Source organism: Oryzihumus leptocrescens (genome assembly GCF_006716205.1).
GTDB classification, from domain to species: domain Bacteria; phylum Actinomycetota; class Actinomycetes; order Actinomycetales; family Dermatophilaceae; genus Oryzihumus; species Oryzihumus leptocrescens.
In genome coordinates, this window is record NZ_VFOQ01000001.1 from 2643031 (window position 1) to 2663470 (window position 20440).

Below are 20440 nucleotides of genomic sequence, written 5' to 3' on the forward strand. Positions count from 1 at the left end.
TGTGAGCCAGCCGCACCAGCATCTGTGAGCCTTCTCAGACGGCCCTCAGAGCAGTCGGCTCAGCTCCACGCCCCGAGGACCACCCCGCCGATGCGGATGATGAACCCGCCGACGACGAGGACGAACACCACGCGCACGAAGCCCGCCCCGCGGGCCACGGCGGTGCGGGCGCCGAGGTAGGCCCCGAGCAGGTTGCACCCGCCCATGAGCAGCCCGATCCGCCACATCACCGCACCCTGCGGGATGAACACGGCCAGGGCGGCGACGTTGGTGGCCCAGTTGGCCATCCGGGCCTTGGCGCTGGCCTGCAGGAACGCGTAGCCGAGCAGGCCGACCAGGGCGAAGACGAAGAACGAGCCCGTGCCCGGGCCGAGCGCGCCGTCGTAGACGCCGATGACGAAGCCGGCCGCCGTCGCCGCGATGACGTGGTGGTGCCCGGCGAAGCGCAGCTGCGTGGCCGAGCCGAGGTCAGGCTTGAGCAGCGTGTAGGCCCCGACCGCGACGAGCACGACCAGGATCAGCGGGTTGAAGGCGCTCTTGGGGATGTGCGACCCGAGCACCGCCCCGCCGAGCGAGCCGAGGAAGGCCACGCCGGCCATCGGCAGGGCGGTGCGCAGGTCGGGACGCACCCGGCGGTAGTAGGTCAGCGAGCTCGCCGACGTGCCGCAGATGGAGCCGAGCTTGTTGGTCGCCAGGATCTGCACCGGGGCGGCGTGCGGGAAGCCGAGCACCAGCGCCGGCAGCTGCACCAGCCCTCCCCCGCCGACCACCGCGTCGATCCAGCCGGCGGTGAGGCCGGCCAGCATGAGCAGGAGCGTGGTCTGCAGCGACGGGTCGCTCACGCCCCCAGCCAGCTGTCCACGATCTGCAGGATGTCCAGCAGCTCGTGGGCGACGCCGTCAGGGGTGACGTCGACGTGCACCTGCTGGTCCATCGGGATGTCGGAGTGCGGCACCCAGATCGCCCGCAGCCCGGCCCGCTGCGCGCCGTGGACGTCCTCGTAGGGCCGGTCGCCCACGTAGACCGCGCCCGCCGGGTCGTCGACGCCGACCGCGGCCATGGCCGCCCGGAACGCCTCGCGGTGCGGCTTGGCGTGGTCGATCTCGGAGGTGTAGACGGCACCGTCGAGCAGGTCGAGCACGCCGTCACGGGCGAAGACGCCGTCGTGGTAGCCGGCCGGCCAGATCGTGTTGGACAGCACGCCCACCTTGACGCCGCGCTCCCGCAGGCCGCGCCACAGCGGCTCGACCTGCGGGTCGGTGAACGTGTGCGGCTCCCAGAACTCCTGGTATGCCGTGAGCGCGGCCGGGTGCCCCGGGTGGTCGCTCTCGACGCCGGCCTCGCGCAGCACCTGCTCGATGTGCGCGCTGCCGCCGTCGACGCGCAGCCGCTTCCACGCCCGGTCCTCGACCGCGAGGATCCGCGCGGCGAGGGCCTCGGCGTCGACGAAGTCGTCGGCCCGGGCCGCCAGCTCGCGGGCGTAGACCCGCCACTGCTCGGCCAGGTCGATGGTGTGCCAGGGCGTGAGCGTGCCGCCCCAGTCGAAGATGACCGCCTCGACCGGGGTGCTGCCGGAGCTCATCGCGCGTCGGGCCCGCGGACCTCGGCCACGACGGCGTCGACGATGCCGTCGACGGCCACCTCGCGCCGCTCGCCGCTGGCACGGTCCTTGAGCTCGACCGTGCCGTCGGCCAGGCCGCGGCCGATGACGACGATGGTGGGCACGCCGATGAGCTCGGAGTCCTTGAACTTCACGCCGGGGCTGACGCCCTTGCGGTCGTCGTAGAGGACCTCGACGCCTCGGGCCTGCAGCGCGGCGACGATCTCCTCGCCCTTGGCGAAGACGGCGTCGTCCTTGCCGGTGGCCACGACGTGCACGTCGGCCGGCGCGACCTCGCGGGGCCAGACGAGGCCGATCTCGTCGTGGGTGCCCTCGGCGATCGCGGCCACGGCCCGGCTGACGCCGATGCCGTAGGAGCCCATCGTCACGGTGACGAGCTTGCCGTTCTGGTCCAGCACCTTGAGCTCGAGCGCGTCGGCGTACTTGCGGCCGAGCTGGAAGATGTGGCCCATCTCGATGCCGCGCGCGGACTCCAGGGGGTGGCCGCAGTTGGGGCAGGGGTCGCCGTCACGGACCTCGGCGGCCTCGATCGTGCCGTCGGCGCTGAAGTCGCGGCCGGCGACGAGGTCGATGACGTGCTGGCCGGAGACGTTGGCACCGGTGACCCACGCGGTGCCCTCGACGACGCGGGGGTCGAGCAGGTAGCGGATGCCGGACTTGCCGTCCTCGCCGAGGACCTCGGGGCCGATGTAGCCCTTGACCAGCGCGGGGTTGCGCGCGAAGTCGGCCTCTGCGAACGCCTCGACCTCGGAGGGCTCGAGCTGGGCCCCGAGCCGCTTCTCATCGATCTCGCGGTCGCCGGGCACGCCGATGGCGAGGGGCTCGCGGGTGCCGTCGGGGTGCACCACGGTGACGAGCACGTTCTTCAGGGTGTCGCCGGCGGCCCAGGGCCGGTCCTCGCGGGGGAAGTGCGCGTTGAGGTGGTCCACCAGCGACTCGATGGTGGGCGTGTCGGGGGTGTCCTCGGCGTGCGCGGCGGGCAGCCCGTCATACGCAACCGCCTCGGGGACGGGCACCTTGACCGCCTCCACGTTGGCGGCGTAGTCGCACTGGGTGCACCGCACGTAGGTGTCCTCGCCGTGCTGGGCGGTCGCGAGGAACTCCTCGGACTTGCTGCCGCCCATCGCCCCGGCCATCGCGGCGACGATGACGTAGTCGAAGCCGAGCCGGTCGAAGATCCGGATGTAGGCCTTGCGGTGCGCCGCGTAGGAGGCGTCCAGCCCGGCGTCGTCGATGTCGAAGGAGTAGGAGTCCTTCATCGTGAACTCGCGGCCGCGCAGCAGGCCGGCGCGGGGACGCGCCTCGTCGCGGTACTTCGTCTGGATCTGGTAGATCGACAGGGGCAGGTCCTTGTACGAGGAGTACAGGTCCTTGACCGCCAGGGTGAACATCTCCTCGTGGGTGGGCCCGAGGAGGTAGTCGGCGTCCTTGCGGTCCTTGAGCCGGAAGATGTTGTCGCCGTACTCGGTCCACCGGCCGGAGGCCTCGTAGGGCTCGCGGGGCAGCAGCGCCGGGAAGAGCAGCTCCTGGGAGCCGATGGCGTCCATCTCCTCGCGGACGATGCGCTCGATGTTGCGCAGCACCTTCAGGCCGAGGGGCAGCCAGGTGTAGATGCCCGGGGCGACGCGGCGGATGTAGCCGGCGCGCACGAGCAGGCGGTGGCTCGGCAGCTCCGCGTCGGCCGGGTCCTCGCGCAGGGTTCGCAGGAACAGGGTCGACATGCGCAAGGCGGCCACGATCACTCCTTCGTCAGGTCCGGTCGCGACGCTCGCCCCGGACCCCGCGAGGATATCGGCCCACGGCGGGCGTGCTCACGGCAGTTTCACGCCGCGGTATGCCGTGTGCCTGCCACTTTCGTCCCGGGTCGCCTTGAGGGCGGTGCGCACCATGGGCAGCTGCAGCGGCAGCCGGGCGATCGTGGCGAGCTGCCGGCGCCGGCTGGCCGGGCGGCCCGATCCCCGCCGGCGCTCGACCCGGCGCGTCTCGTCCACGGCCATCTGGATGTTCGCGGGGAACACGGCGACCAGCAGCGCGGCGCTGGCCCAGCCGGCGAGGCGGCGGGTGCGCGGGTGCAGCAGCCCTGCGGCACAGGCGATCTCGGCCATGCCGGAGGCGTAGACCAGGCCACGGCGGGCCGGCAGCCGGCGTGGGGTGATCGACTCGAACGGCTGCGGTCGGACCAGGTGCAGCACGCCGGAGGTGGTGAACAGCGCGGCGAGACACTTGAGGTCACGGGTGAGCGGGGCGGCCATGCCCCGATCCAACCAGAGGTCCGCGTCAGAGCAGGATGGTGGCGAAGCTGCCGACCTCCGTGAAGCCGACCCGCTTGTAGGTCGCCCGGGCGGGGGCGTTGAAGTCGTTGACGTAGAGCGTCACCATCGGGGCGACCTCGCGCTCGATGATGTCGACGACCGCGGCCATTGCCGGCTCGGCGTAGCCCTGGCCGCGCCACGACGGCTTGAGCCAGACGCCCTGCACCTGGGCGACGCCGAGGGCCACCGACCCGACGTCGGCCTTGAAGACGACCTCGCCGTCCTCGACCCGCACGAAGGTGTGGCCGCGGGAGATCAGCGCCGCGATGGACTGGCGGTAGGCCGTGTCCGAGCCCCAGTAGGGCGGGTAGCCGATCTCGTCGGTGAACATGGCCGCGGCGGCAGGGACGACCAGGTCAACCTCGTCGAGGCGGGCCCGGCGCACCGCCGGGTCGGGCGTGACACCGCAGTCCACCGGGCTGTCGGTCACCGCCAGCATCGGCTGGTGGGCCCGGACCGCCCGCGCCGGGCCCCAGTGGCCGCCGAGCTCCTGCCACAGCCCGTGGACCGCATCGGCCGGGCCGAACAGCGAGGAGCACTGCCGGCGCCAGCGCCGCACCTTGGCGGCGAAGGCGACCACTGCGTGCTCGTCGGCCTCGACCGGGACGAGGTTGGCCGCCGCCCAGCACAGGGAGGTCAGCTCCTCCCCCTCCGCGTAGCCGAGGAGGCTGCCCGGCTGGGTGGCCAGGGCGCCCTCGAGGATGCGCGCGGCGACGAAGACGTTGGCCGCGGCGTCACGGGCGCACACCTCGAGCGCGCCGTCCCGGTCGGCGACCGTGAGGGCGCGGACCGGGCTCTGGGTGCGCAGCACGCCTCCAGCGTGCCCGTCGGCGGCGCCGGTGTCGACCGCTTCGCGCGGTTCGTGGTGCGATCGACGCGCCACGACACGGGCTCGGCCTCAGCGCGCCGGGCGACCGACGGGCTCCAGCCCCGCGGCGATCTGCTCGGCGAGGCGCTCCTGCTCCCGGCGCGCATTGCGCCAGCCCACCACCTGAGTGGCGCGAGCCGGTCCCCGCCGGGGCACCGCCTCAATGACCCACGGCCGCCCCAGCACCACGCGAGCGAGGACACCGGCCAGCAGGAGCAGGATCACCACAGCCAGGTCCACCACGGCCAGGAGCAGCGGAAGCAGCAGCCACCAGAACAACGCCCCGGCAACCACCATCCCGACGACGACGAGGACCCCGATCAGGAGGTCGTCCCCGAGGTCACCCCAGGACGAGCCGCCACCACCGTGGTGCCCCGATCCGCCGGAGCCACCGTGGTGGCTGCTGCCGCCGACCGGGACGTCCGGCAGGTCCAGTCCGCTGAAGTCCTTGCGCTCCCCCGCCTTCCGGCGCCGCCAGCCTCCGACCCGGCGCGACAGTGCCGACCAGCGCGGCTCCCACACGACGCGGACCACCCAGTCCATGCCGTCCGGCGCAGCGACCAGGCGTCGCCCCCTCATGACCCTTCCCCCACTTCTCGGCTGCTCAACGGCTCAGAGTGTGCCAGAGCGCCGAGGACCTGTACGGCCCCGCGGTGCGGCGCGACGATGGGAGGGGCAGGGCTGAGGGCCGGGGCAACCCGGCCGGCGGGAGGCACACCATGAGACTCGACCACCTCTTCGACGCCACCTGGCACTACGACCTGTTGCAGGAGGTCGGCTCCACCGACGGGGGTGACGGACAGGTCTACGGCCAGGGCACCGGCATCCTCTCCGGGCGGGTCAACGGCACCGCCCGGTGGTCCAACTACCCGCGGCTGCGGGGCGGCTACGCATTCCCCGAGGCCCGGGGCACCGTGGACGTGGCCGACGGCGGCTTCGTGCTGTTCAGCCTCACCGGGATGTCCTCCGTCACCGACGGCAGGGGGGTCCACGTCATGCTCTTCCGCACCGACGACGAGCGGTACCAGTGGCTGAACACGGTGATCGCCGTGGGCGAGGGCAGCGTCGACCGGGCCGACGGCGTGCTCGCCATGCGGTACTACGCCTGCGTGGTCGACCACCTCCCGTCGCTGGACGCCGCGCGCGCCATGACCTGACTGCCCCGCGTCACCGCTCGCTCACCATCCGAGAGGGCCTTGCCCCTCCCCCGGCTCGTGGTCGGCGCACCGCCGGGCGAGGATGGAGGCCCGGCACCCGGACGCGAGGAGGCGGCAGATGCTCAGGACCTGGCTGACCGAGACCTTCGGGCTGGACGTGCCCGTGGTCGGCGCGCCCATGGCGGGCGTGGGGTCCGGACGGCTCGCCGCAGCGGTCTCCGCGGCCGGCGGCCTGGGGATGGTCGGCGCCGGCGGCACGGCCACGGCCGACTGGATCGCGCAGCAGTCGGCCGTCGCGGCAGCGCCCGGTCGACCGTGGGGCGTCGGGCTCATGGCCTGGGTGCTGCCCGACCACCCCGAGCAGCTCGACGCGGTCGTCGCGGCCCGGCCGACCCTGGTGTCGGTCAGCTTCGGTCCCTATGCCGATGCCGTACACCGGTTGCAGGACCACGGGATCCGTGTGGCCACGCAGGTCGGGACGGTGCAGGAGGCGGTCGAGGCGCGGGATGTCGGCGTCGACCTCGTCGTGGCCCGGGGCGCGGAGGGCGGTGGGCACGGGCGGGGCGACGTGGGCACGCTGGCCCTGCTGCAGGCGGTGCTGGAGGAGGTGGCCCTCCCCGTCGTCGCCGCTGGCGGCATCGGCACCGCTCGCGGGCTGGCGGCGGTCCTCGCCGCGGGAGCGGCCGGGGCGTGGGTCGGCACGGCGTTCCTCGCCTGCCGCGAGGCCGAGACCACGCCGGCCGCCCGGGCGCGGTTGCTGGAGGCGTCGGAGGCGGACACGGCATACGGACGGGTCTTCGACGTGGCGCAACGCCTGGGGTGGCCGCCCGAGTACGGCGGGCGGGCGCTGCGCAACGCGTTCTTCGACCGGTGGGAGGGCCGCGAGGACGACCTCGCCCGTGACGACGCGGCCGCGGCCGAGCTGGCGGAGGGCCGCCGGCGCGAGGACCTCGACGTCGGCTACGTCTACGCCGGCCAGGGCGTCGGGCTGCTCCGGCACCAGCGCACCGCGGCCGAGGTGCTGGCCGACCTCGCCGGCGCGGAGGACCTGCTGCGAGGCTGGGGCGCATGAGCCTGTTCACCGTGGAGGAGGCGCGCGCCGAGCTGGCCCACCTGCGCCCCGTGCTCGCCGAGATCGTCGCGCTGCGCGCGGACGCCGCCGAGCTCGCGACCGCCACGATGCCCGGCGGGCGGCCCACCACCCTGGGCGGCCTGCCCGAGCTCAAGGCCGCGCAGGCCCGGCTCGACGACCTGATGACACGGGTGCAGCAGACCGGCGCCGAGCTCAAGGGCCTGGCCCCGCTGCTGCTCGACTTCCCCTCCGAGCTCGACGGGGTCCCGGTGCTGCTGTGCTGGCTCGAGGGTGACGACGGGCTGCACTGGTACCACCGCAGCGACCTCGGCTTCGCCGGCCGGCGCCGGCTGCCCGGCTGACACGGGCCCACCCCCACGCAGACCGGGCGGCCCTGCACAAGCAGGACCGCCCGGTCAGGAGTGGCGTGGTGTCAGCTCACCGTCACTACTGGACCACCGGTCCCCGTCGCGCCGCCAGGCGCCCCTCCTACGCCGGCGCCGTCAGGCGCCCCCTCCATTGACTCGGCGATGCGCATGGCCTCCTCGATGAGGGTCTCCACGATCTTGGCCTCGGGCACGGTCTTGATGACCTCGCCCTTGACGAAGATCTGGCCCTTGCCGTTGCCGGAGGCGACACCGAGGTCGGCCTCGCGGGCCTCGCCGGGGCCGTTGACGACGCAGCCCATGACGGCGACGCGCAGCGGCACCTCCAGGCCCTCGAGACCGGCGGTCACCTGGTCGGCGAGGGTGTAGACGTCGACCTGGGCTCGGCCACAGGACGGGCAGGAGACGATCTCGAGCTTGCGCGGGCGCAGGTTGAGCGACTGCAGGATCGCGTTGCCGACCTTGACCTCCTCCACCGGCGGGGCCGAGAGGGAGACGCGGATGGTGTCGCCGATGCCCTTGGCCAGCAGCGCTCCGAAGGCCACCGAGGACTTGATCGTGCCCTGGAACGCCGGGCCGGCCTCGGTCACGCCGAGGTGAAGCGGCCAGTCGCCCCGCTCGGCGAGCATCTCGTAGGCCTGCACCATGACGACCGGGTCGTTGTGCTTGACCGAGATCTTGAAGTCGTGGAAGTCGTGCTCCTCGAACAGCGAGGCCTCCCACACGGCCGACTCCACCAGCGCCTCGGCGGTGGGCTTGCCGTACTTCTCCAGCAGGCGCGGGTCGAGCGAGCCGGCGTTGACGCCGATGCGGATCGAGACGCCGGCGTCCTTGGCCTCGCGGGCGATCTGCTTGACCTGGTCGTCGAACTTGCGGATGTTGCCGGGGTTGACCCGCACCGCGGCACAGCCGGCCTCGATCGCCTTGTAGACGTACTTCGGCTGGAAGTGGATGTCGGCGATGACCGGGATCTGGGAGTGCCGGGCGATCTCGGGCAGCGCGTCGGCGTCGTCCTGGCTCGGGCAGGCCACACGCACGATGTCACAGCCGGTCGCCGTCAGCTCGGCGATCTGCTGCAGCGTGGCGTTGACGTCGGTCGTCGGGGTGGTGCACATCGACTGCACCGAGATCGGGGCGTCACCGCCGACGTCCACCGTGCCGACCTTGATCTTGCGCGACTTGCGCCGCGGGGCGACGACCGGCGGCGGTGTGGCGGGCATTCCGAGCGAAACCGTCATGCCCGCAGTATCCCCCACTCGTCTCAGTCGGTGAGAGGCGGCGTCAGCCGCCGATCTTGATCGGGTTGACCACGTCGGCGTAGATCAGCAGCGCCGACATGACGATGAGGACCGAGGACACGGCATACGCCACGGGCAGCGCCTTGGCGACGTCCACGTAGCCCGGGTTGGGGCGGCGGCGGACGCGCGCGATGGCGCGCTTGAGGCCCTCCCACAGGGCGCCGGCGACGTGCCCGCCGTCCAGCGGCAGCAGCGGGATGAGGTTGAACACGAACAGCGCGAGGTTCAGCGAGGCGATGAGCCCGAGCTCGAAGATGATGACGTCACCGACCGAGCCACCGAAGCCCCCGATGTCGCCACTGGCGACCTCACCGGCCACCCGGCCGACGCCGACGACCGACATGGGGCTGTTGACGTCGCGGGGGCCGGAGCCGAAGGCAGCGTGGGCGACGCCCACCATCTTCTGCGGGAGCTTGAGCACGACGCCGGCGGTCTGGCCGATCGCCCCGCCCACCAGGCCGGGCACCGCGGTCAGCGGCTGCTTGACGACCTCCAGCGAGCCGCCCATCCCGACGAAGCCGACCCGCTCGGTGACGACCTTGCCCGAGGCGTCGGTGACCGGCTTGCCGTCGGCGTCGACCTTGGGCCGGTCGGTGAGCATCGGCGTCACCGTGACCGGCATCCGGGTGCCGTCCCGCTCGACCACCAGGGCCACCGGGGTGCCGCCGTGGGTGCGGATGACCGCGCGCACCTGGTCGAAGGTGGAGACGTTCTTGCCGTCGATCGCGACGATCCGGTCGCCGGGCTTGAGGCCCGCCTTGTTGGCGGGGGCCACCGGGTCGCTCGCGGCGCACGCGGTCGGCTTGGCGGAGGTGCTGGCCACGGTCTGCACGCACTCCTGGACCAGCCCGACGCGGGAGGTCTCGGTGGCGATGCCGTGCATGGTGAAGATGCCGGTCAGCAGGACGACCGCGATGAGCAGGTTCATCGTCGGGCCGCCGAGCATCACCACGAGCTTCTGGTGCACCGGCAGCTTGTAGAAGACGCGGTGCTCGTCGCCGGGCTGGACCTCCTCCAGGGAGTCCTGCCGGGCCTGGTCCATCATCTGGCTCCACCGGCCGGTGGTCGACGCGCGCAGCTTCGTCGGGTCGTCACCGGGCTTGGGCGGGAACATGCCGATCATCCGGATGTAGCCGCCGAGCGGGATGGCCTTGAGGCCGTACTCGGTCTCGCCGCGGTGCCGGGACCACACGGTCGGGCCGAAGCCCACCATGTACTGCGTGACCTTGACGCCGAAGCGCTTGGCCGGCACCAGGTGCCCGATCTCGTGCAGGGCGATGGACGCGCCGACACCCAGCGCGACGAACAGGACACCCAGGACGTAGCTCACGACTCCACCGTCTCACGTGCGGCCAGGCCGAGGACCTCCCTTGCCCGGGCCCGCGCCCAGGACTCGGCGCGCAGCACCGACTCAACGCTCAGGGCGCCCGGATCGTTCACCACGTGCTCCTCGACCACCCGCGCCACGGTGTCGACGATGTCGACGAACCGGATCCGCCCGCCGAGGAAGGCCTCGACGCACTCCTCGTTCGCGGCGTTGAACACCGCCGGGTACGTCGCGCCCTCGGTCCCGACGTGCCGCGCCAGGGCGACGGCCGGGAAGGCCTCGTCGTCCAGCGGGAAGAACTCCCACGTCGCCGCCTGCGTCCAGTCGCACGCCGGCGCCGCGCCCGGAACGCGCTCGGGCCAGCCCAGGCCGAGCGCGATCGGCAGCCGCATGTCCGGCGGCGAGGCCTGGGCCAGGGTGGAGCCGTCGGTGAACTCGACCATCGAGTGCACGACCGACTGCGGGTGGACGACGACCTCGATCCGGTCGAAGGGGATGTCGAAGAGCAGGTGCGCCTCGATGACCTCGAGCCCCTTGTTGACCAGGGTCGCCGAGTTGGTCGTGACCACCGGGCCCATGGCCCACGTCGGGTGGGCCAGCGCCTGCTCGGGGGTGACGTCGGCCAGCTCGGCCCGGGACCGCCCGCGGAACGGGCCACCGCTGGCCGTCACGACCAGGCGGGCGACCTCCTCGACGCGGCCGCCACGCAGGCACTGCGCGAGGGCGCTGTGCTCGCTGTCCACCGGCACGATCTGGCCGGGACGCGCCGCCGCCTTGACCAGCGGACCACCGACGATCAGCGACTCCTTGTTGGCCAGCGCCAGCGTGGAGCCGGCCTCCAGCGCCGCCAGGGTGGGCCGCAGGCCGATGGAGCCGGTGATGCCGTTGAGCACCACGTCCGCCCCGGCCCCGGCCACCGCGGTGCCCGCCTCGGGCCCGACCAGCACCTCGGGCCGGTATGCCGGGTGGCCGGCCCGCGCGGCCGCCGCGGCGAGCGCCGCGGAGACCTCCTCGCGCTCACCCGAGGCGACGGCCACCTGCTCGGCCTGCAGCGCCACCGCCTGCTCGGCGAGTAGCGCCAGGTTGGCCCCGCCGGCGCTCAGCGCAGTGACGTGGAACCGGTCGGCGTTGCGGGAGATGACGTCGATGGCCTGGGTCCCGATCGAGCCGGTGGACCCCAGGATGGCGATACTGCGCGGTGAGCTCACCGGCCCATTCTGGCGTGCCGGGGGTGCGCGGCCCGGGCGCACCCCCGACATCACCCGGACCCGGCCGCGCGCGTCGGAGGAGGGAAACGGCGGCTGCACCCAGGTGTCTGGTGGGTCGGGGACGCGGGGTCAGTCGACGAACACCCGCTCCTCGACCAGCTGCTCGGTGACCTCGCGCCCCTCGGGGTCGAACCGGCTCTGCTCGAAGCGCTTGTGGAACTCCAGCTCGACCTTGTCCACGCCGTTGCGGTTCTTCTCGATGGTCACGACGACCCAGCGGCGGAAGCGGTCGGCGTTGCCGAGGTCGTAGACGAGGTGGTGCCGCGCCACGACGTCGAACTTGTCCGCCATGAGCAGGAGGATGTCCGCCTCGTAGGCCAGGGCCGAGGACCCGCGCAGGTGCCGGGCCCGCATGCGCATGCCCGGCTTGAGCGCGAACTTCTCGGCCGCGACGATGGCCGCGACCGGCACCGCCAGCTCCAGCGCGAGCTCCTTGAGCCCCTCGGCGACCTGCGCCACCTGCTCGTCCTCCCCGACGTGGTCGGTCCCGACGGCGACCTTCTGCAGGTAGTCCACGAGCACCAGGGGCGCCTCCCCCGTCGTGTCCCGGATGGCCTCGACCACCCTGCGGATCTGCGCCAGACCGGTGTGCACGCCGCTGGAGCGGTGCACGTGCAGCCGGCCGCCGAGGTCACGCAGCGCGGCCACCGCCTCGGGGCCGCCGGGCGAGCCGGCCAGCCGGTCCGCCAGCGACTCCGACTGCCCGTGGCGCACCTCGAAGCGCTCACGCACCTGGTGCAGCGGCACGCCGTTGAGCCCGGCGTGCTCGGCCGCCTCGAGGCTGATCAGCCGCTCGAGCAGCGTGTGGGTGTCGTGCTCGAAGGAGAAGTACACCGCGGTGCGGCCGGCGGCCACCACGTTGCGCATGAGCTGGAGCGCGAAGGTGGTCTTGCCCAGGCCCTGCGGCCCGCCGAGCAGCACCAGCTCACCGGAGCGCAGGCCACCCGAGAGCGCCTTGTCGAGGGCGTGGAAGCCGGTCGGCCACACCCGCGCACCGGCCACGGAGCCGGCCCGGATGGTGGCGTCCGTGGTGTCGATGAGGTCGGTCAGGGACTGCAGGCGCTCGGTGCTCATGCCGCCAGTGCAGCACCGCGCCGGGTCCGGTCGCGGCCAGTCGGGACAGGTCTGCCCGAACAGCCGATGACCCCCTCGGCCGCAGGGGCGAGGGGGGTCATCGGGTGTGTCAGGGGGCGATGCCGACGTACTTGGTCTCGAGGTACTCCTCGATGCCCTCGAAGCCGCCCTCGCGCCCGAAGCCGCTGTGCTTGACGCCGCCGAACGGCGCCGACGGGTTGGACACGATGCCCTGGTTGATGCCGACCATGCCGAACTCCAGCGCCTCGCTCACCCGGATCATCCGCGAGAGGTTCTCTGTGAAGGCGTAGGCGACCAGGCCGTACTCGGTGTCGTTGGCCTTGGCGATGGCCTCGTCGTCGGTGCTGAACGTCGAGATCGGCGCCACCGGGCCGAAGATCTCCTCGCGGAACAGCCGGGCGTCGGTCGGCACGTCGGCGAGCACCGTGGGCTCGAAGAAGTAGCCGCGGTCACCGGTGGCCGAGCCGCCGACCAGGACCGTGGCGCCCTTCTCCCGGGCCTCGTCCACGAGCTCGGTGACCTTGGCGCGGGCCTTGTCGTCGATCAGCGGGCCGACCGTGACGCCGTCCTCGGTGCCCCGCCCGACGGTCAGCCCGGCCATCCGGTCGGCGAACTTGCGGGAGAACTCCTCCGCCACGGACTCGTGCACGAGGAAGCGGTTGGCGGCGGTGCAGGCCTCGCCGATGTTGCGCATCTTGGCCAGCATCGCGCCCTCGACCGCCTTGTCGACGTCGGCGTCGCCGAAGACGAGGAACGGCGCGTTGCCACCGAGCTCCATCGAGACGCGCAGCAGCTGCTCGGCCGACTGCTCCACCAGCGCCTTGCCGACCGGGGTGGAGCCGGTGAACGTCAGCTTGCGCAGCCGCGGGTCGCGGATCAGCGGCTCCATCACGTCACCGGTGCGGTGGGTGGTGATCACGTTGAGGACCCCGGCGGGCACGCCGCACTCGGTGAGCAGGTCGGCCAGCGCCAGCATGGTCAGCGGGGTCTGGGAGGCGGGCTTGACCACCATCGTGCAGCCGGCGGCCAGGGCGGGCCCGATCTTGCGGGTGCCCATGGCCAGCGGGAAGTTCCAGGGCGTGATCATCAGCGTCGGGCCGACCGGCTGCTTCATCGTCATCAGCCGGGTCGCGCCGTTGGGTGCGGTGGACCAGCGGCCGTGGATGCGCACGGCCTCCTCGGAGAACCAGCGGAAGAACTCCGCGCCGTAGGTGACCTCGCCCCGCGACTCCGCCAGCGGCTTGCCCATCTCCAGGGTCATCAGCATCGCGAAGTCGTCGGCGCGGGCCGTGATCGCCTCGAACGCCCGGCGCAGGATCTCGCCCCGGTCGCGCGGCGGGGTGGCGGCCCAGTCGGCCTGCGCGGCCACGGCCGCGTCGAGGGCGGCGGTGCCGTCGGCGACGGTGGCGTCTGCGACCTCGGTGAGGACCTCGCCGGTCGCGGGGTCCTCGACCTTGATCGTCGCGCCGTCGCTGCTGTCGCGCCACTGCCCGCCGATGAACAGCCCGGTGGGCACGCTGTCGATGAGGGTCTTCTCGGACTCTGTCGCCATGGTGGTCAGCCTCTCAGGAGAGTCAGGGACGGAGGTGGTCAGGTGGTGCGGCCGGTATGCCGGGTTCGCGGTCAGCGACCGTCGAGCAGGGGGCGGCGGGGGTCCCACGACGTCCCGTCGCGGGCGTCCTGGCGCCGGCGGGCGATGGCCGAGAGGGCCTCGAGCACCACGCGGTTGGCCAGCGCCGCCGTGATGTCGGCGTGGTCGTAGGGCGGGCTGACCTCGACCACGTCGATGCCCACGACGGGCAGCTCCAGGCAGATCCGGCGCACCGAGTCCAGCAGCTGGCGCGCCGAGATGCCGCCCGGCTCGGGCGTGCCGGTGCCGGGGGCGTGCCCCGGGTCGCACACGTCGATGTCCACGGACAGGAAGACGCCCTCGCACTCGTCCATCGCGATACCGAAGGCCTCGGTGAGGCACTCCTCCAGCCCGCGCTGGCCGATCTCGGTCATCTCGTAGGAGCGCATCTGCTGGCCGGCCATCCAGTCCAGCGTCTCCGGCGGCGGCCAGTAACCACGCAGCCCGATCTGCAGGAACCGGTCGCCACGCAGGGCCCCGGACTCGATCAGCCGGCGCATCGGCTGCCCGTGGCCCCAGAGCGAGCCGAACTCGATGTCGCCGGTGTCGGCGTGGGCGTCGAAGTGCAGCATCGAGATGCGGCCGTGGCCCAGGACGTTGGCGACGCCCTTGGCGTCGGGGTAGGCGATCGAGTGGTCACCGCCGAGCACCACCGGGATCTTGCCGGCGCGGGCGACCTTCTCCACCGCCGCCTCGAGCGCGGGCAGGGCCTTCTCGATCTCCCCGGAGTACATCTCGACGTCGCCGGCGTCGACGACCTTGAGGTCGACCAGGCCGTCGGTGCGCAGGGCCAGGCTCGGGCGGGAGCCGTCGTGGGCCAGGTAGTCGGTCATCCGGATCGCCATCGGGCCGAACCGCGTGCCCGGCCGGTGCGAGGTGCCCCCGTCGAAGGGGGCGCCGAGGATGACGACCTCCGCGTCGGCGTAGGTCTCGGGGTCGTCCAGGTCGCAGCGGGGCACGCCGAGGAAGGTGATGTCGGGGCCGAACTGGGGGCCGTACCGGGTCATGGCCCGATCCTAGGCCCGCCGGGACAACGGGATCCGCGGCTCACGGCCGCCCGCACGCTCACCGGTCCTGCTGACCCCACGGGGAGCCGTAGCCCTTGGGCGCGGGCGCCTGGAGCAGGTCGAGGAAGGGCACCGCGTCGAAGGCCTCGGGCCCGCGCACCCCGGCGCCGGACCAGGCACCGGTGGCGAGCAGCTCGAGGGCCACCACGGGGTTGACGGCGGTCTGCCAGACCACGCACTGGGCGCCGTACTCGCGCATCGCCCACTCGTTGTCGACGACGTGGTAGAGGTAGACCTCGCGCGGCCGGCCGTCCTTGCCGGTGCCGGTGACCCACAGGCCGGCGCACGTCTTGCCGGTCATCCGCGGGCCGATCGTGGCCGGGTCGGGCAGGCAGGCGGCGACCACGTCGCGGGGCGAGACCTCGACGCCGCCGACGCGCACCTTCTCGGTGCGGTCGAGGCCCAGGGTGTGCAGCGTCCTGAGCACGCCGATGAACTCGTCACCGAGGCCGTACTTGAAGGTCACCCGCTTCGCGTCGACCCACCGCGGCATGAGGAGGACCTCCTCGTGCTCGACGTTGACGCACTCCACCGGCCCGATGCCCTCGGGGAAGTCGAACACCTCGGGCTCGGAGAACGGCGGTGTGGTGAACCACCCCCGGTCCTTCTCCCAGATGACCGGCGGGTTGAGGCACTCCTCGATCGTGGTCCAGATCGAGAAGCTCGGGGCAAAGATCTCCTCGCCGGCCTCGTTGGTCACCGACAGGTTGGCGCCGTCGCGGGTGCCGAGCTCCTCGATCTCGCTGAACAGGTGGTCGGCGGCGTAGCGGGCGAACACGTCGGACAGGCCGGGCTCGACGCCCATGCCGACCAGGGCCAGGCGCCCGGCGTCCTCCCACTGCTGCGCGACCGCGAACTGGGCGTCGCCGAGCTTCTCCCCCGACTCCTCGTAGGGCCGCTCGGGGTGCGGGTGGGACAGGCTCATCGCCATGTCGAGGTAGTCGGCGCCCGCCGCGAGGGCCCCCTCGAAGACCGGCATGACGAAGCGCGGGTCGACCGCGTTGAGCACGTGCGTGATGCCGTGCTCGCGCGCCAGCGCCACCACCGCCTCGCTGCTCGAGGCGTCGACCCGGGCCGCGACGAGCCGGGACTCCCCCTCGCGCCGGGCAGTCGCCGCCGCGACGGTCGCTCGGGCGCGCGCCTCGTCGTAGTCGGCCACGACCATGTGCTCGAAGAAGTCCCGCTCCACGGCGATGCGCGCGACGGCATCGCCGACTCCGCCGGAGCCAACGACCAGGATCCGCAATTCAGGCCACCTTCACTCGGGAACGGCGGGCGTTCACCAGCTGCGCCACACCGACGATCGCCAGGGAGGCGAGGAACATGACGGTCCCGATGACGTTGATCTGCACCGGGGTCCCGCGCTGGGCCGCGCCCCACACGAACATCGGGAAGGTCACCGACGCGGGGCTCGCGTTGAAGTTGGTGATGATGTAGTCGTCGAAGCTCAGCGAGAACGACAGCAGCGCACCGGCGGCGATGCCGGGGGCCACCAGCGGCAGCGTGACCTTGGTGAAGGTCTGGTACTCGTTCGCGAAGAGGTCCGCCGCGGCCTGTTCCAGCCGGGGGTCGAGCGAGGCGATGCGCGCCTTGACCGTGACCACCACGAAGGACAGGCAGAACATGATGTGCGCGATGAGGATCGTCGTGCGCCCGGTCGGGATGCCCAAGGCGATGAACAGCGTCAGCAGGCTCGAGCCCATGACGACCTCGGGCGTGGCCATCGGCATGAAGATGAGCAGGTTGGTGCCGGCCCGACCCTTGAACCGGTAGCGGCCGAGCGCGAACGCCACGGCGGTGCCGAGGATCGTCGCGACGATAGAGGCGATGAGCCCGATCTGCAGGCTCAGCCCGAGCGCCGGGCACATGCCCGGCGCCCCGCAGGGGTTGGTCCACGCGTCGAGGGAGAACTGCGTCCACTGGTAGTTGTAGCGCCCGTTCGGCTTGTTGAAGGAGAACAGGATGACGACCATGTTGGGCAGGAGCATGTAGAAGAGCACCAGGAACGCCACGATGGCGAGCAGGTGCCGACGGATCCATGCCATCTCAGACCAGCTCCTCGGTGCCGCTGCGCCGCACGTACAGCGCGACGAGCACGACGATCGTCAGCATGAGCAGGAAGGACAGCGCCGCCGCGGTCGGGTAGTCCAGGACCTGCAGGAACTGCCCGTCGATGACCTGCCCGATCATGACCGTCTGGGTGCTGCCCAGCAGCCGGGAGTTGATGTAGTCACCGGCGGCGGGGATGAAGGTCAGCAGGGTGCCGGCCACCACACCCGGCAGCGACAGGGGCCAGATGACCCGCCGGAACGCCTGCACCGGCGAGGCGTAGAGGTCGCCCGCGGCCTCGACCAGGCGCGCGTCGAGCCGCTCGAGGTTGGCGTAGAGCGGGAGGATCATGAAGGGCAGGAAGTTGTAGGTCAGGCCGCAGATCACCGCGAACGGCGAGGCCATGAGCTGGTTGGTCTGGGTCAGGTGCAGGAACTGCAGCAGGTCGGTGAAGTGGATCTTGCGCGCGACCGTGCTGACGATCCCGTCGTTGTTCAGGATGATCTGCCAGGCCAGGGTGCGGATCAGGAAGCTGGTGAAGAACGGCGCGATGACCGCGACCAGCAGGAGGTTCTTCCACTTCCCGGCGCGCTGGGCCATGAAGTAGGCCAGCGGGTACCCGGCCAGCAGCGCCAGCACCGTGGCCGACCCGGCATAGAAGAGCGAACGCAGGAACTGCGGCCAGTACAGCGACAGCGCTTCGGTGTAGGTCTGCCAGTTCCACGTCATCGTGTAGCCGGTGTCCACCGAGCCGGTCTGCAGCGACTGGCTGGCCAGGGAGAGGGTCGGCAGGACGAAGAAGATGACCAGCCAGAGCAGCCCGGGCACCAGCAACAGGTACGGCGTCCACCGTCCGCGGCGAGCCGGCTTGTGGTGCTCGCTCGCCGCGGCCAGAGCGCCGATCTCGGCCACTACGCCGCCCCGGTGTCGTCGGCCTGGTCCTGGGCGCCGGCGTGGGCGTCCTGCCGGGAGTCCAGGGCGAAGCTGTGCTCGGGGGCCCAGGCGAGGGTGACCGACGTGCCCACCGAGGCACGCGGCATACCGTCGTTCTGCTGGACGACCGCGAGCTCCTGACCCCAGGGCAGCCGGACCAGGTAGTTGGTGGCCAGGCCGGTGAACGAGGCGTCGGTGACCGTGCCGGTCAGGCTGTTGAGCCCGTCCTCGACCCCGGTCCCGTCGCCGTTGACCAGGCGCAGCTTCTCGGGGCGCACGCCCAGCCACATGGTCTGGACCCCCTCGACGAGCCGCGGGGTGGGCAGCCGCAGCTTCGTCCCGTGCACGTCCAGGTCGGCCAGCTCGCCCGGCGTGCCGACCACCTCGGCCTTGAGCAGGTTGGACTGGCCGAGGAAGTTCGCGACGAACGTCGTGGCGGGGTTCTCGTAGAGAACGCCGGGGTCGCCGACCTGTTCGAGCCGCCCGGCGTTCATCACCGCGATGGTGTCGGCCATGGTCATGGCCTCCTCCTGGTCGTGGGTGACGTGCACGAAGGTGATCCCGACCTCGGACTGGATGCGCTTGAGCTCGATCTGCATCTGGCGGCGCAGCTTGAGGTCGAGGGCACCGAGCGGCTCGTCGAGCAGCAGCACGTCCGGCCGGTTGACGATCGCCCGCGCCAGGGCGACGCGCTGCTGCATGCCACCGGAGAGCTGCGCCGGCTTCTTCTTGGCGATGTGCGCCAGCTGCACCAGCTCGAGGGCCTCCATCGCCTTGGCCTTGTAGTCGCTGACCCCGCGACGGCGCAGACCGAACGTGACGTTGTCCAGGATGCTCAGGTGCGGGAAGAGCGCGTAGCTCTGGAACACGGTGTTGACGTTGCGCTGGTAGGCCTTGGTGTCGGTGATGTCGCGATCACCGATGAGGATGCGCCCCACGGTGGGCTGCTCCAGGCCGGCCACCATCCGCAGGGTGGTCGTCTTGCCGCAGCCGGACGGCCCGAGCAGGGCGAAGAACGACCCCTGGGGGATGACCAGGCTGAGGTTGTCGACCGCCGTGAAGGTCTCGTAGCGCTTGGTGATGTCGATGAGGCGCAGGTCGCCCGAGGATTCGGTAGCCATCGTGGTCAGCCGGAGATCAGCGCCTGGAACTTCTTGTTGTACTTGGTCTCCGTGACCGGGTCGAGGCCCTTGAAGACCTGGGAGTGGGCCAGCACGTCGGGACTGGGGAAGATGAGCGGGTTCTGCGCGACCGACGGGTCCTGCTTCACGAGGAACTCCTTGGCCCCCTTCACCGGGGCGATGTAGTTGACGTAGTCCACCACCATGGCCATGACCTTGGGGTCGTAGTAGTAGTTGATGAGCCGCTCGGCGTTCTTCTTGTGCTGCGCGAGGGCGGGGATGACGAAGTTGTCCGACCACAGGGTGTAACCAGTCGACGGCAGGGCGTAGCCGAGGTTGGGGTTGTCAGCCTTGAGCTGGACGACGTCACCGGTCCACGCGAAGCACGCAGCGGTGTCACCGGCGGCCAAAGGCTTGGTGTAGTCGTTGCCGGTGAACCCCTTGATCTGCCCGGCGTCCTTGGCCTTCTGCAGCTCGGCCATCGCGGCGTCGAAGTCGGCGTCGGTGAAGCTGGCCAGCTTCTTGCCCATGGCCATGAGCACGAGGCCGACGGTGTCGCGCATCTCGGTCAGCAGCGTGACCTTGCCCTTGAGCGCCGGGTCGGTGAGCAGCTGGTCGACCGACTCGACCTTCTTGCCGCCGGTGGCCTTGGGGTTCCAGGCGATGCCGGCGAAGCCGCTCTGCCACGGCAGGGTGTAGAGGCGGCCCGGGTCCCACGGAACGTTGGCCAGGGAGTCCTCGACGTTGCCGTGGTTGGGGATGTTGGCCAGGTCGAGCTTCTGGGCGTAGCCGAGGCGGATCAGCCGGGAGGCCATCCAGTCGGTGCTGACCCACACGTCACGGCCGGTGTCCTTGCCGGCAGCCAGCAGCGGCCGCACCTTGGCGTAGAACTCGTCGTTGTCGTTGTAGTCCTCGGTGTAGTTGACCTTGATGCCGGTCTGCTTGGTGAAGGCGTCGATCGACGGGTGTGTCTGGTTCTTGTCGTTGACGTCGATGTACTCCGGCCAGTTCGACCAGTTGACGACCTTGTCCTGCTCGGACATGTCGGTCGGCGCGGCCTTGGCGGTCGGGGTGCCGCCCCCGGCGGCGGCGCGACCCTTGGAGCCGCAGGCCGCCAGGGCCGCGACGGCGGCGATGCCCGCCGCGCTGCTCATCAGCGTCCGGCGGGAGACCAACCCGCGGGCGAGCGCGGCCGTCAGCTCGGGAGGAAGGGGGTTCTGCTCGTTCATGCCGGTG

At 71.7% G+C, this 20440-nt stretch carries 20 protein-coding genes; 3 read left to right on the top strand and 17 right to left on the bottom strand.

Going from position 1 to position 20440, the window contains the following annotated elements:
• Window positions 1-59: 59 nt before the first annotated feature.
• The 6 genes from FB474_RS12340 to FB474_RS12365 all read right to left on the bottom strand — a co-directional run bounded on the left by FB474_RS12340 (window position 60) and on the right by FB474_RS12365 (window position 5380).
• Complete coding sequence (locus tag FB474_RS12340; protein ID WP_246092160.1) at window positions 60-842, bottom strand: TSUP family transporter; 783 nt, start codon at window positions 840-842, stop codon at window positions 60-62.
• Complete coding sequence (locus tag FB474_RS12345) at window positions 839-1582, bottom strand: HAD family hydrolase (protein WP_141788921.1); 744 nt, start codon at window positions 1580-1582, stop codon at window positions 839-841. Before FB474_RS12345 ends, FB474_RS12340 begins: the two co-directional genes overlap by 4 nt.
• Complete coding sequence (locus FB474_RS12350; protein WP_141789968.1) at window positions 1579-3342, bottom strand: proline--tRNA ligase; 1764 nt, start codon at window positions 3340-3342, stop codon at window positions 1579-1581. The genes FB474_RS12345 and FB474_RS12350 overlap by 4 nt, the downstream gene beginning before the upstream one ends.
• 90 nt (window positions 3343-3432) lie before the next feature.
• Window positions 3433-3873 carry a DoxX family protein gene (locus FB474_RS12355; RefSeq protein WP_141788922.1) on the bottom strand — a complete coding sequence of 147 codons (441 nt, stop codon included), beginning with the start codon at window positions 3871-3873 and terminating at the stop codon, window positions 3433-3435.
• A 25-nt stretch (window positions 3874-3898) separates the two neighbouring features.
• Complete coding sequence (locus tag FB474_RS12360) at window positions 3899-4744, bottom strand: GNAT family N-acetyltransferase (protein WP_141788923.1); 846 nt, start codon at window positions 4742-4744, stop codon at window positions 3899-3901.
• Window positions 4745-4831: 87 nt separating this feature from the next.
• Window positions 4832-5380 carry a hypothetical protein gene (locus FB474_RS12365; RefSeq protein WP_141788924.1) on the bottom strand — a complete coding sequence of 183 codons (549 nt, stop codon included), beginning with the start codon at window positions 5378-5380 and terminating at the stop codon, window positions 4832-4834.
• A 140-nt stretch (window positions 5381-5520) separates the two neighbouring features.
• Between FB474_RS12365 and FB474_RS12370 the strand changes: the two genes are divergently transcribed.
• From FB474_RS12370 to FB474_RS12380, 3 genes are all read left to right on the top strand, one after another.
• Window positions 5521-5958 (top strand): DUF3237 domain-containing protein, encoded by a 438-nt coding sequence (locus tag FB474_RS12370; RefSeq protein WP_141788925.1) that lies wholly within the window; start codon window positions 5521-5523, stop codon window positions 5956-5958.
• Between the two features lie 118 nt (window positions 5959-6076).
• Complete coding sequence (locus FB474_RS12375; protein WP_141788926.1) at window positions 6077-7030, top strand: NAD(P)H-dependent flavin oxidoreductase; 954 nt, start codon at window positions 6077-6079, stop codon at window positions 7028-7030.
• The gene (locus tag FB474_RS12380) at window positions 7027-7392 is read left to right on the top strand and encodes a DUF2203 domain-containing protein (protein WP_141788927.1); all 366 of its coding nucleotides are present in this window, start codon (window positions 7027-7029) and stop codon (window positions 7390-7392) included. Before FB474_RS12375 ends, FB474_RS12380 begins: the two co-directional genes overlap by 4 nt.
• Window positions 7393-7463: 71 nt before the next feature.
• On the opposite strand, the gene ispG is transcribed toward FB474_RS12380, so the two are convergent.
• From ispG to FB474_RS12435, 11 genes are all read right to left on the bottom strand, one after another.
• The gene (ispG, locus tag FB474_RS12385) at window positions 7464-8654 is read right to left on the bottom strand and encodes a flavodoxin-dependent (E)-4-hydroxy-3-methylbut-2-enyl-diphosphate synthase (protein WP_246092161.1); all 1191 of its coding nucleotides are present in this window, start codon (window positions 8652-8654) and stop codon (window positions 7464-7466) included.
• Between the two features lie 43 nt (window positions 8655-8697).
• Window positions 8698-10044, bottom strand: a complete 1347-nt coding sequence (locus FB474_RS12390) for a M50 family metallopeptidase (RefSeq protein WP_141788928.1) — start codon at window positions 10042-10044, stop codon at window positions 8698-8700.
• Window positions 10041-11300 carry a 1-deoxy-D-xylulose-5-phosphate reductoisomerase gene (gene dxr, locus FB474_RS12395; protein ID WP_141788929.1) on the bottom strand — a complete coding sequence of 420 codons (1260 nt, stop codon included), beginning with the start codon at window positions 11298-11300 and terminating at the stop codon, window positions 10041-10043. Before dxr ends, FB474_RS12390 begins: the two co-directional genes overlap by 4 nt.
• Before the next feature lie 78 nt (window positions 11301-11378).
• A complete protein-coding gene (locus tag FB474_RS12400; protein WP_141788930.1) occupies window positions 11379-12383 on the bottom strand; it encodes a DnaB-like helicase C-terminal domain-containing protein in 1005 nt (334 codons plus the stop codon).
• Window positions 12384-12492: 109 nt separating this feature from the next.
• The gene (locus FB474_RS12405; RefSeq protein ID WP_141788931.1) at window positions 12493-13956 is read right to left on the bottom strand and encodes an NAD-dependent succinate-semialdehyde dehydrogenase; all 1464 of its coding nucleotides are present in this window, start codon (window positions 13954-13956) and stop codon (window positions 12493-12495) included.
• A gap of 71 nt (window positions 13957-14027) precedes the next feature.
• Window positions 14028-15041 carry an agmatinase gene (gene speB / locus FB474_RS12410; protein WP_141788932.1) on the bottom strand — a complete coding sequence of 338 codons (1014 nt, stop codon included), beginning with the start codon at window positions 15039-15041 and terminating at the stop codon, window positions 14028-14030.
• Between the two features lie 58 nt (window positions 15042-15099).
• Window positions 15100-16347: a saccharopine dehydrogenase family protein gene (locus FB474_RS12415; RefSeq protein ID WP_141788933.1), complete on the bottom strand. Its 1248-nt coding sequence runs from the start codon at window positions 16345-16347 to the stop codon at window positions 15100-15102.
• 1 nt (window position 16348) lies between these two features.
• On the bottom strand, window positions 16349-17146 hold the full coding sequence (locus FB474_RS12420) for an ABC transporter permease (protein WP_141788934.1): 798 nt from the start codon (window positions 17144-17146) through the stop codon (window positions 16349-16351).
• 1 nt (window position 17147) lies between these two features.
• Complete coding sequence (locus FB474_RS12425) at window positions 17148-18062, bottom strand: ABC transporter permease (RefSeq protein ID WP_141788935.1); 915 nt, start codon at window positions 18060-18062, stop codon at window positions 17148-17150.
• Window positions 18062-19204: an ABC transporter ATP-binding protein gene (locus FB474_RS12430; RefSeq protein ID WP_141788936.1), complete on the bottom strand. Its 1143-nt coding sequence runs from the start codon at window positions 19202-19204 to the stop codon at window positions 18062-18064. The genes FB474_RS12425 and FB474_RS12430 overlap by 1 nt, the downstream gene beginning before the upstream one ends.
• 5 nt (window positions 19205-19209) lie before the next feature.
• Window positions 19210-20433 carry a polyamine ABC transporter substrate-binding protein gene (locus FB474_RS12435; protein ID WP_141788937.1) on the bottom strand — a complete coding sequence of 408 codons (1224 nt, stop codon included), beginning with the start codon at window positions 20431-20433 and terminating at the stop codon, window positions 19210-19212.
• Window positions 20434-20440 lie beyond the last annotated feature (7 nt).

Coding starts and splice junctions, on each gene's coding strand:
- FB474_RS12345 (WP_141788921.1), bottom strand. CDS start 1,582: ATGAGCTCCGGCAGCACCCCGGTCGAGGCGGTCATCTTCGACTGGGGC.
- FB474_RS12350 (WP_141789968.1), bottom strand. CDS start 3,342: ATGTCGACCCTGTTCCTGCGAACCCTGCGCGAGGACCCGGCCGACGCG.
- FB474_RS12355 (WP_141788922.1), bottom strand. CDS start 3,873: ATGGCCGCCCCGCTCACCCGTGACCTCAAGTGTCTCGCCGCGCTGTTC.
- FB474_RS12365 (WP_141788924.1), bottom strand. CDS start 5,380: ATGAGGGGGCGACGCCTGGTCGCTGCGCCGGACGGCATGGACTGGGTG.
- FB474_RS12370 (WP_141788925.1), top strand. CDS start 5,521: ATGAGACTCGACCACCTCTTCGACGCCACCTGGCACTACGACCTGTTG.
- FB474_RS12375 (WP_141788926.1), top strand. CDS start 6,077: ATGCTCAGGACCTGGCTGACCGAGACCTTCGGGCTGGACGTGCCCGTG.
- FB474_RS12380 (WP_141788927.1), top strand. CDS start 7,027: ATGAGCCTGTTCACCGTGGAGGAGGCGCGCGCCGAGCTGGCCCACCTG.
- ispG (WP_246092161.1), bottom strand. CDS start 8,654: ATGACGGTTTCGCTCGGAATGCCCGCCACACCGCCGCCGGTCGTCGCC.
- dxr (WP_141788929.1), bottom strand. CDS start 11,300: ATGTCGGGGGTGCGCCCGGGCCGCGCACCCCCGGCACGCCAGAATGGG.
- FB474_RS12400 (WP_141788930.1), bottom strand. CDS start 12,383: ATGAGCACCGAGCGCCTGCAGTCCCTGACCGACCTCATCGACACCACG.
- FB474_RS12405 (WP_141788931.1), bottom strand. CDS start 13,956: ATGGCGACAGAGTCCGAGAAGACCCTCATCGACAGCGTGCCCACCGGG.
- speB (WP_141788932.1), bottom strand. CDS start 15,041: ATGACCCGGTACGGCCCCCAGTTCGGCCCCGACATCACCTTCCTCGGC.
- FB474_RS12420 (WP_141788934.1), bottom strand. CDS start 17,146: ATGGCATGGATCCGTCGGCACCTGCTCGCCATCGTGGCGTTCCTGGTG.
- FB474_RS12430 (WP_141788936.1), bottom strand. CDS start 19,204: ATGGCTACCGAATCCTCGGGCGACCTGCGCCTCATCGACATCACCAAG.
- FB474_RS12435 (WP_141788937.1), bottom strand. CDS start 20,433: ATGAACGAGCAGAACCCCCTTCCTCCCGAGCTGACGGCCGCGCTCGCC.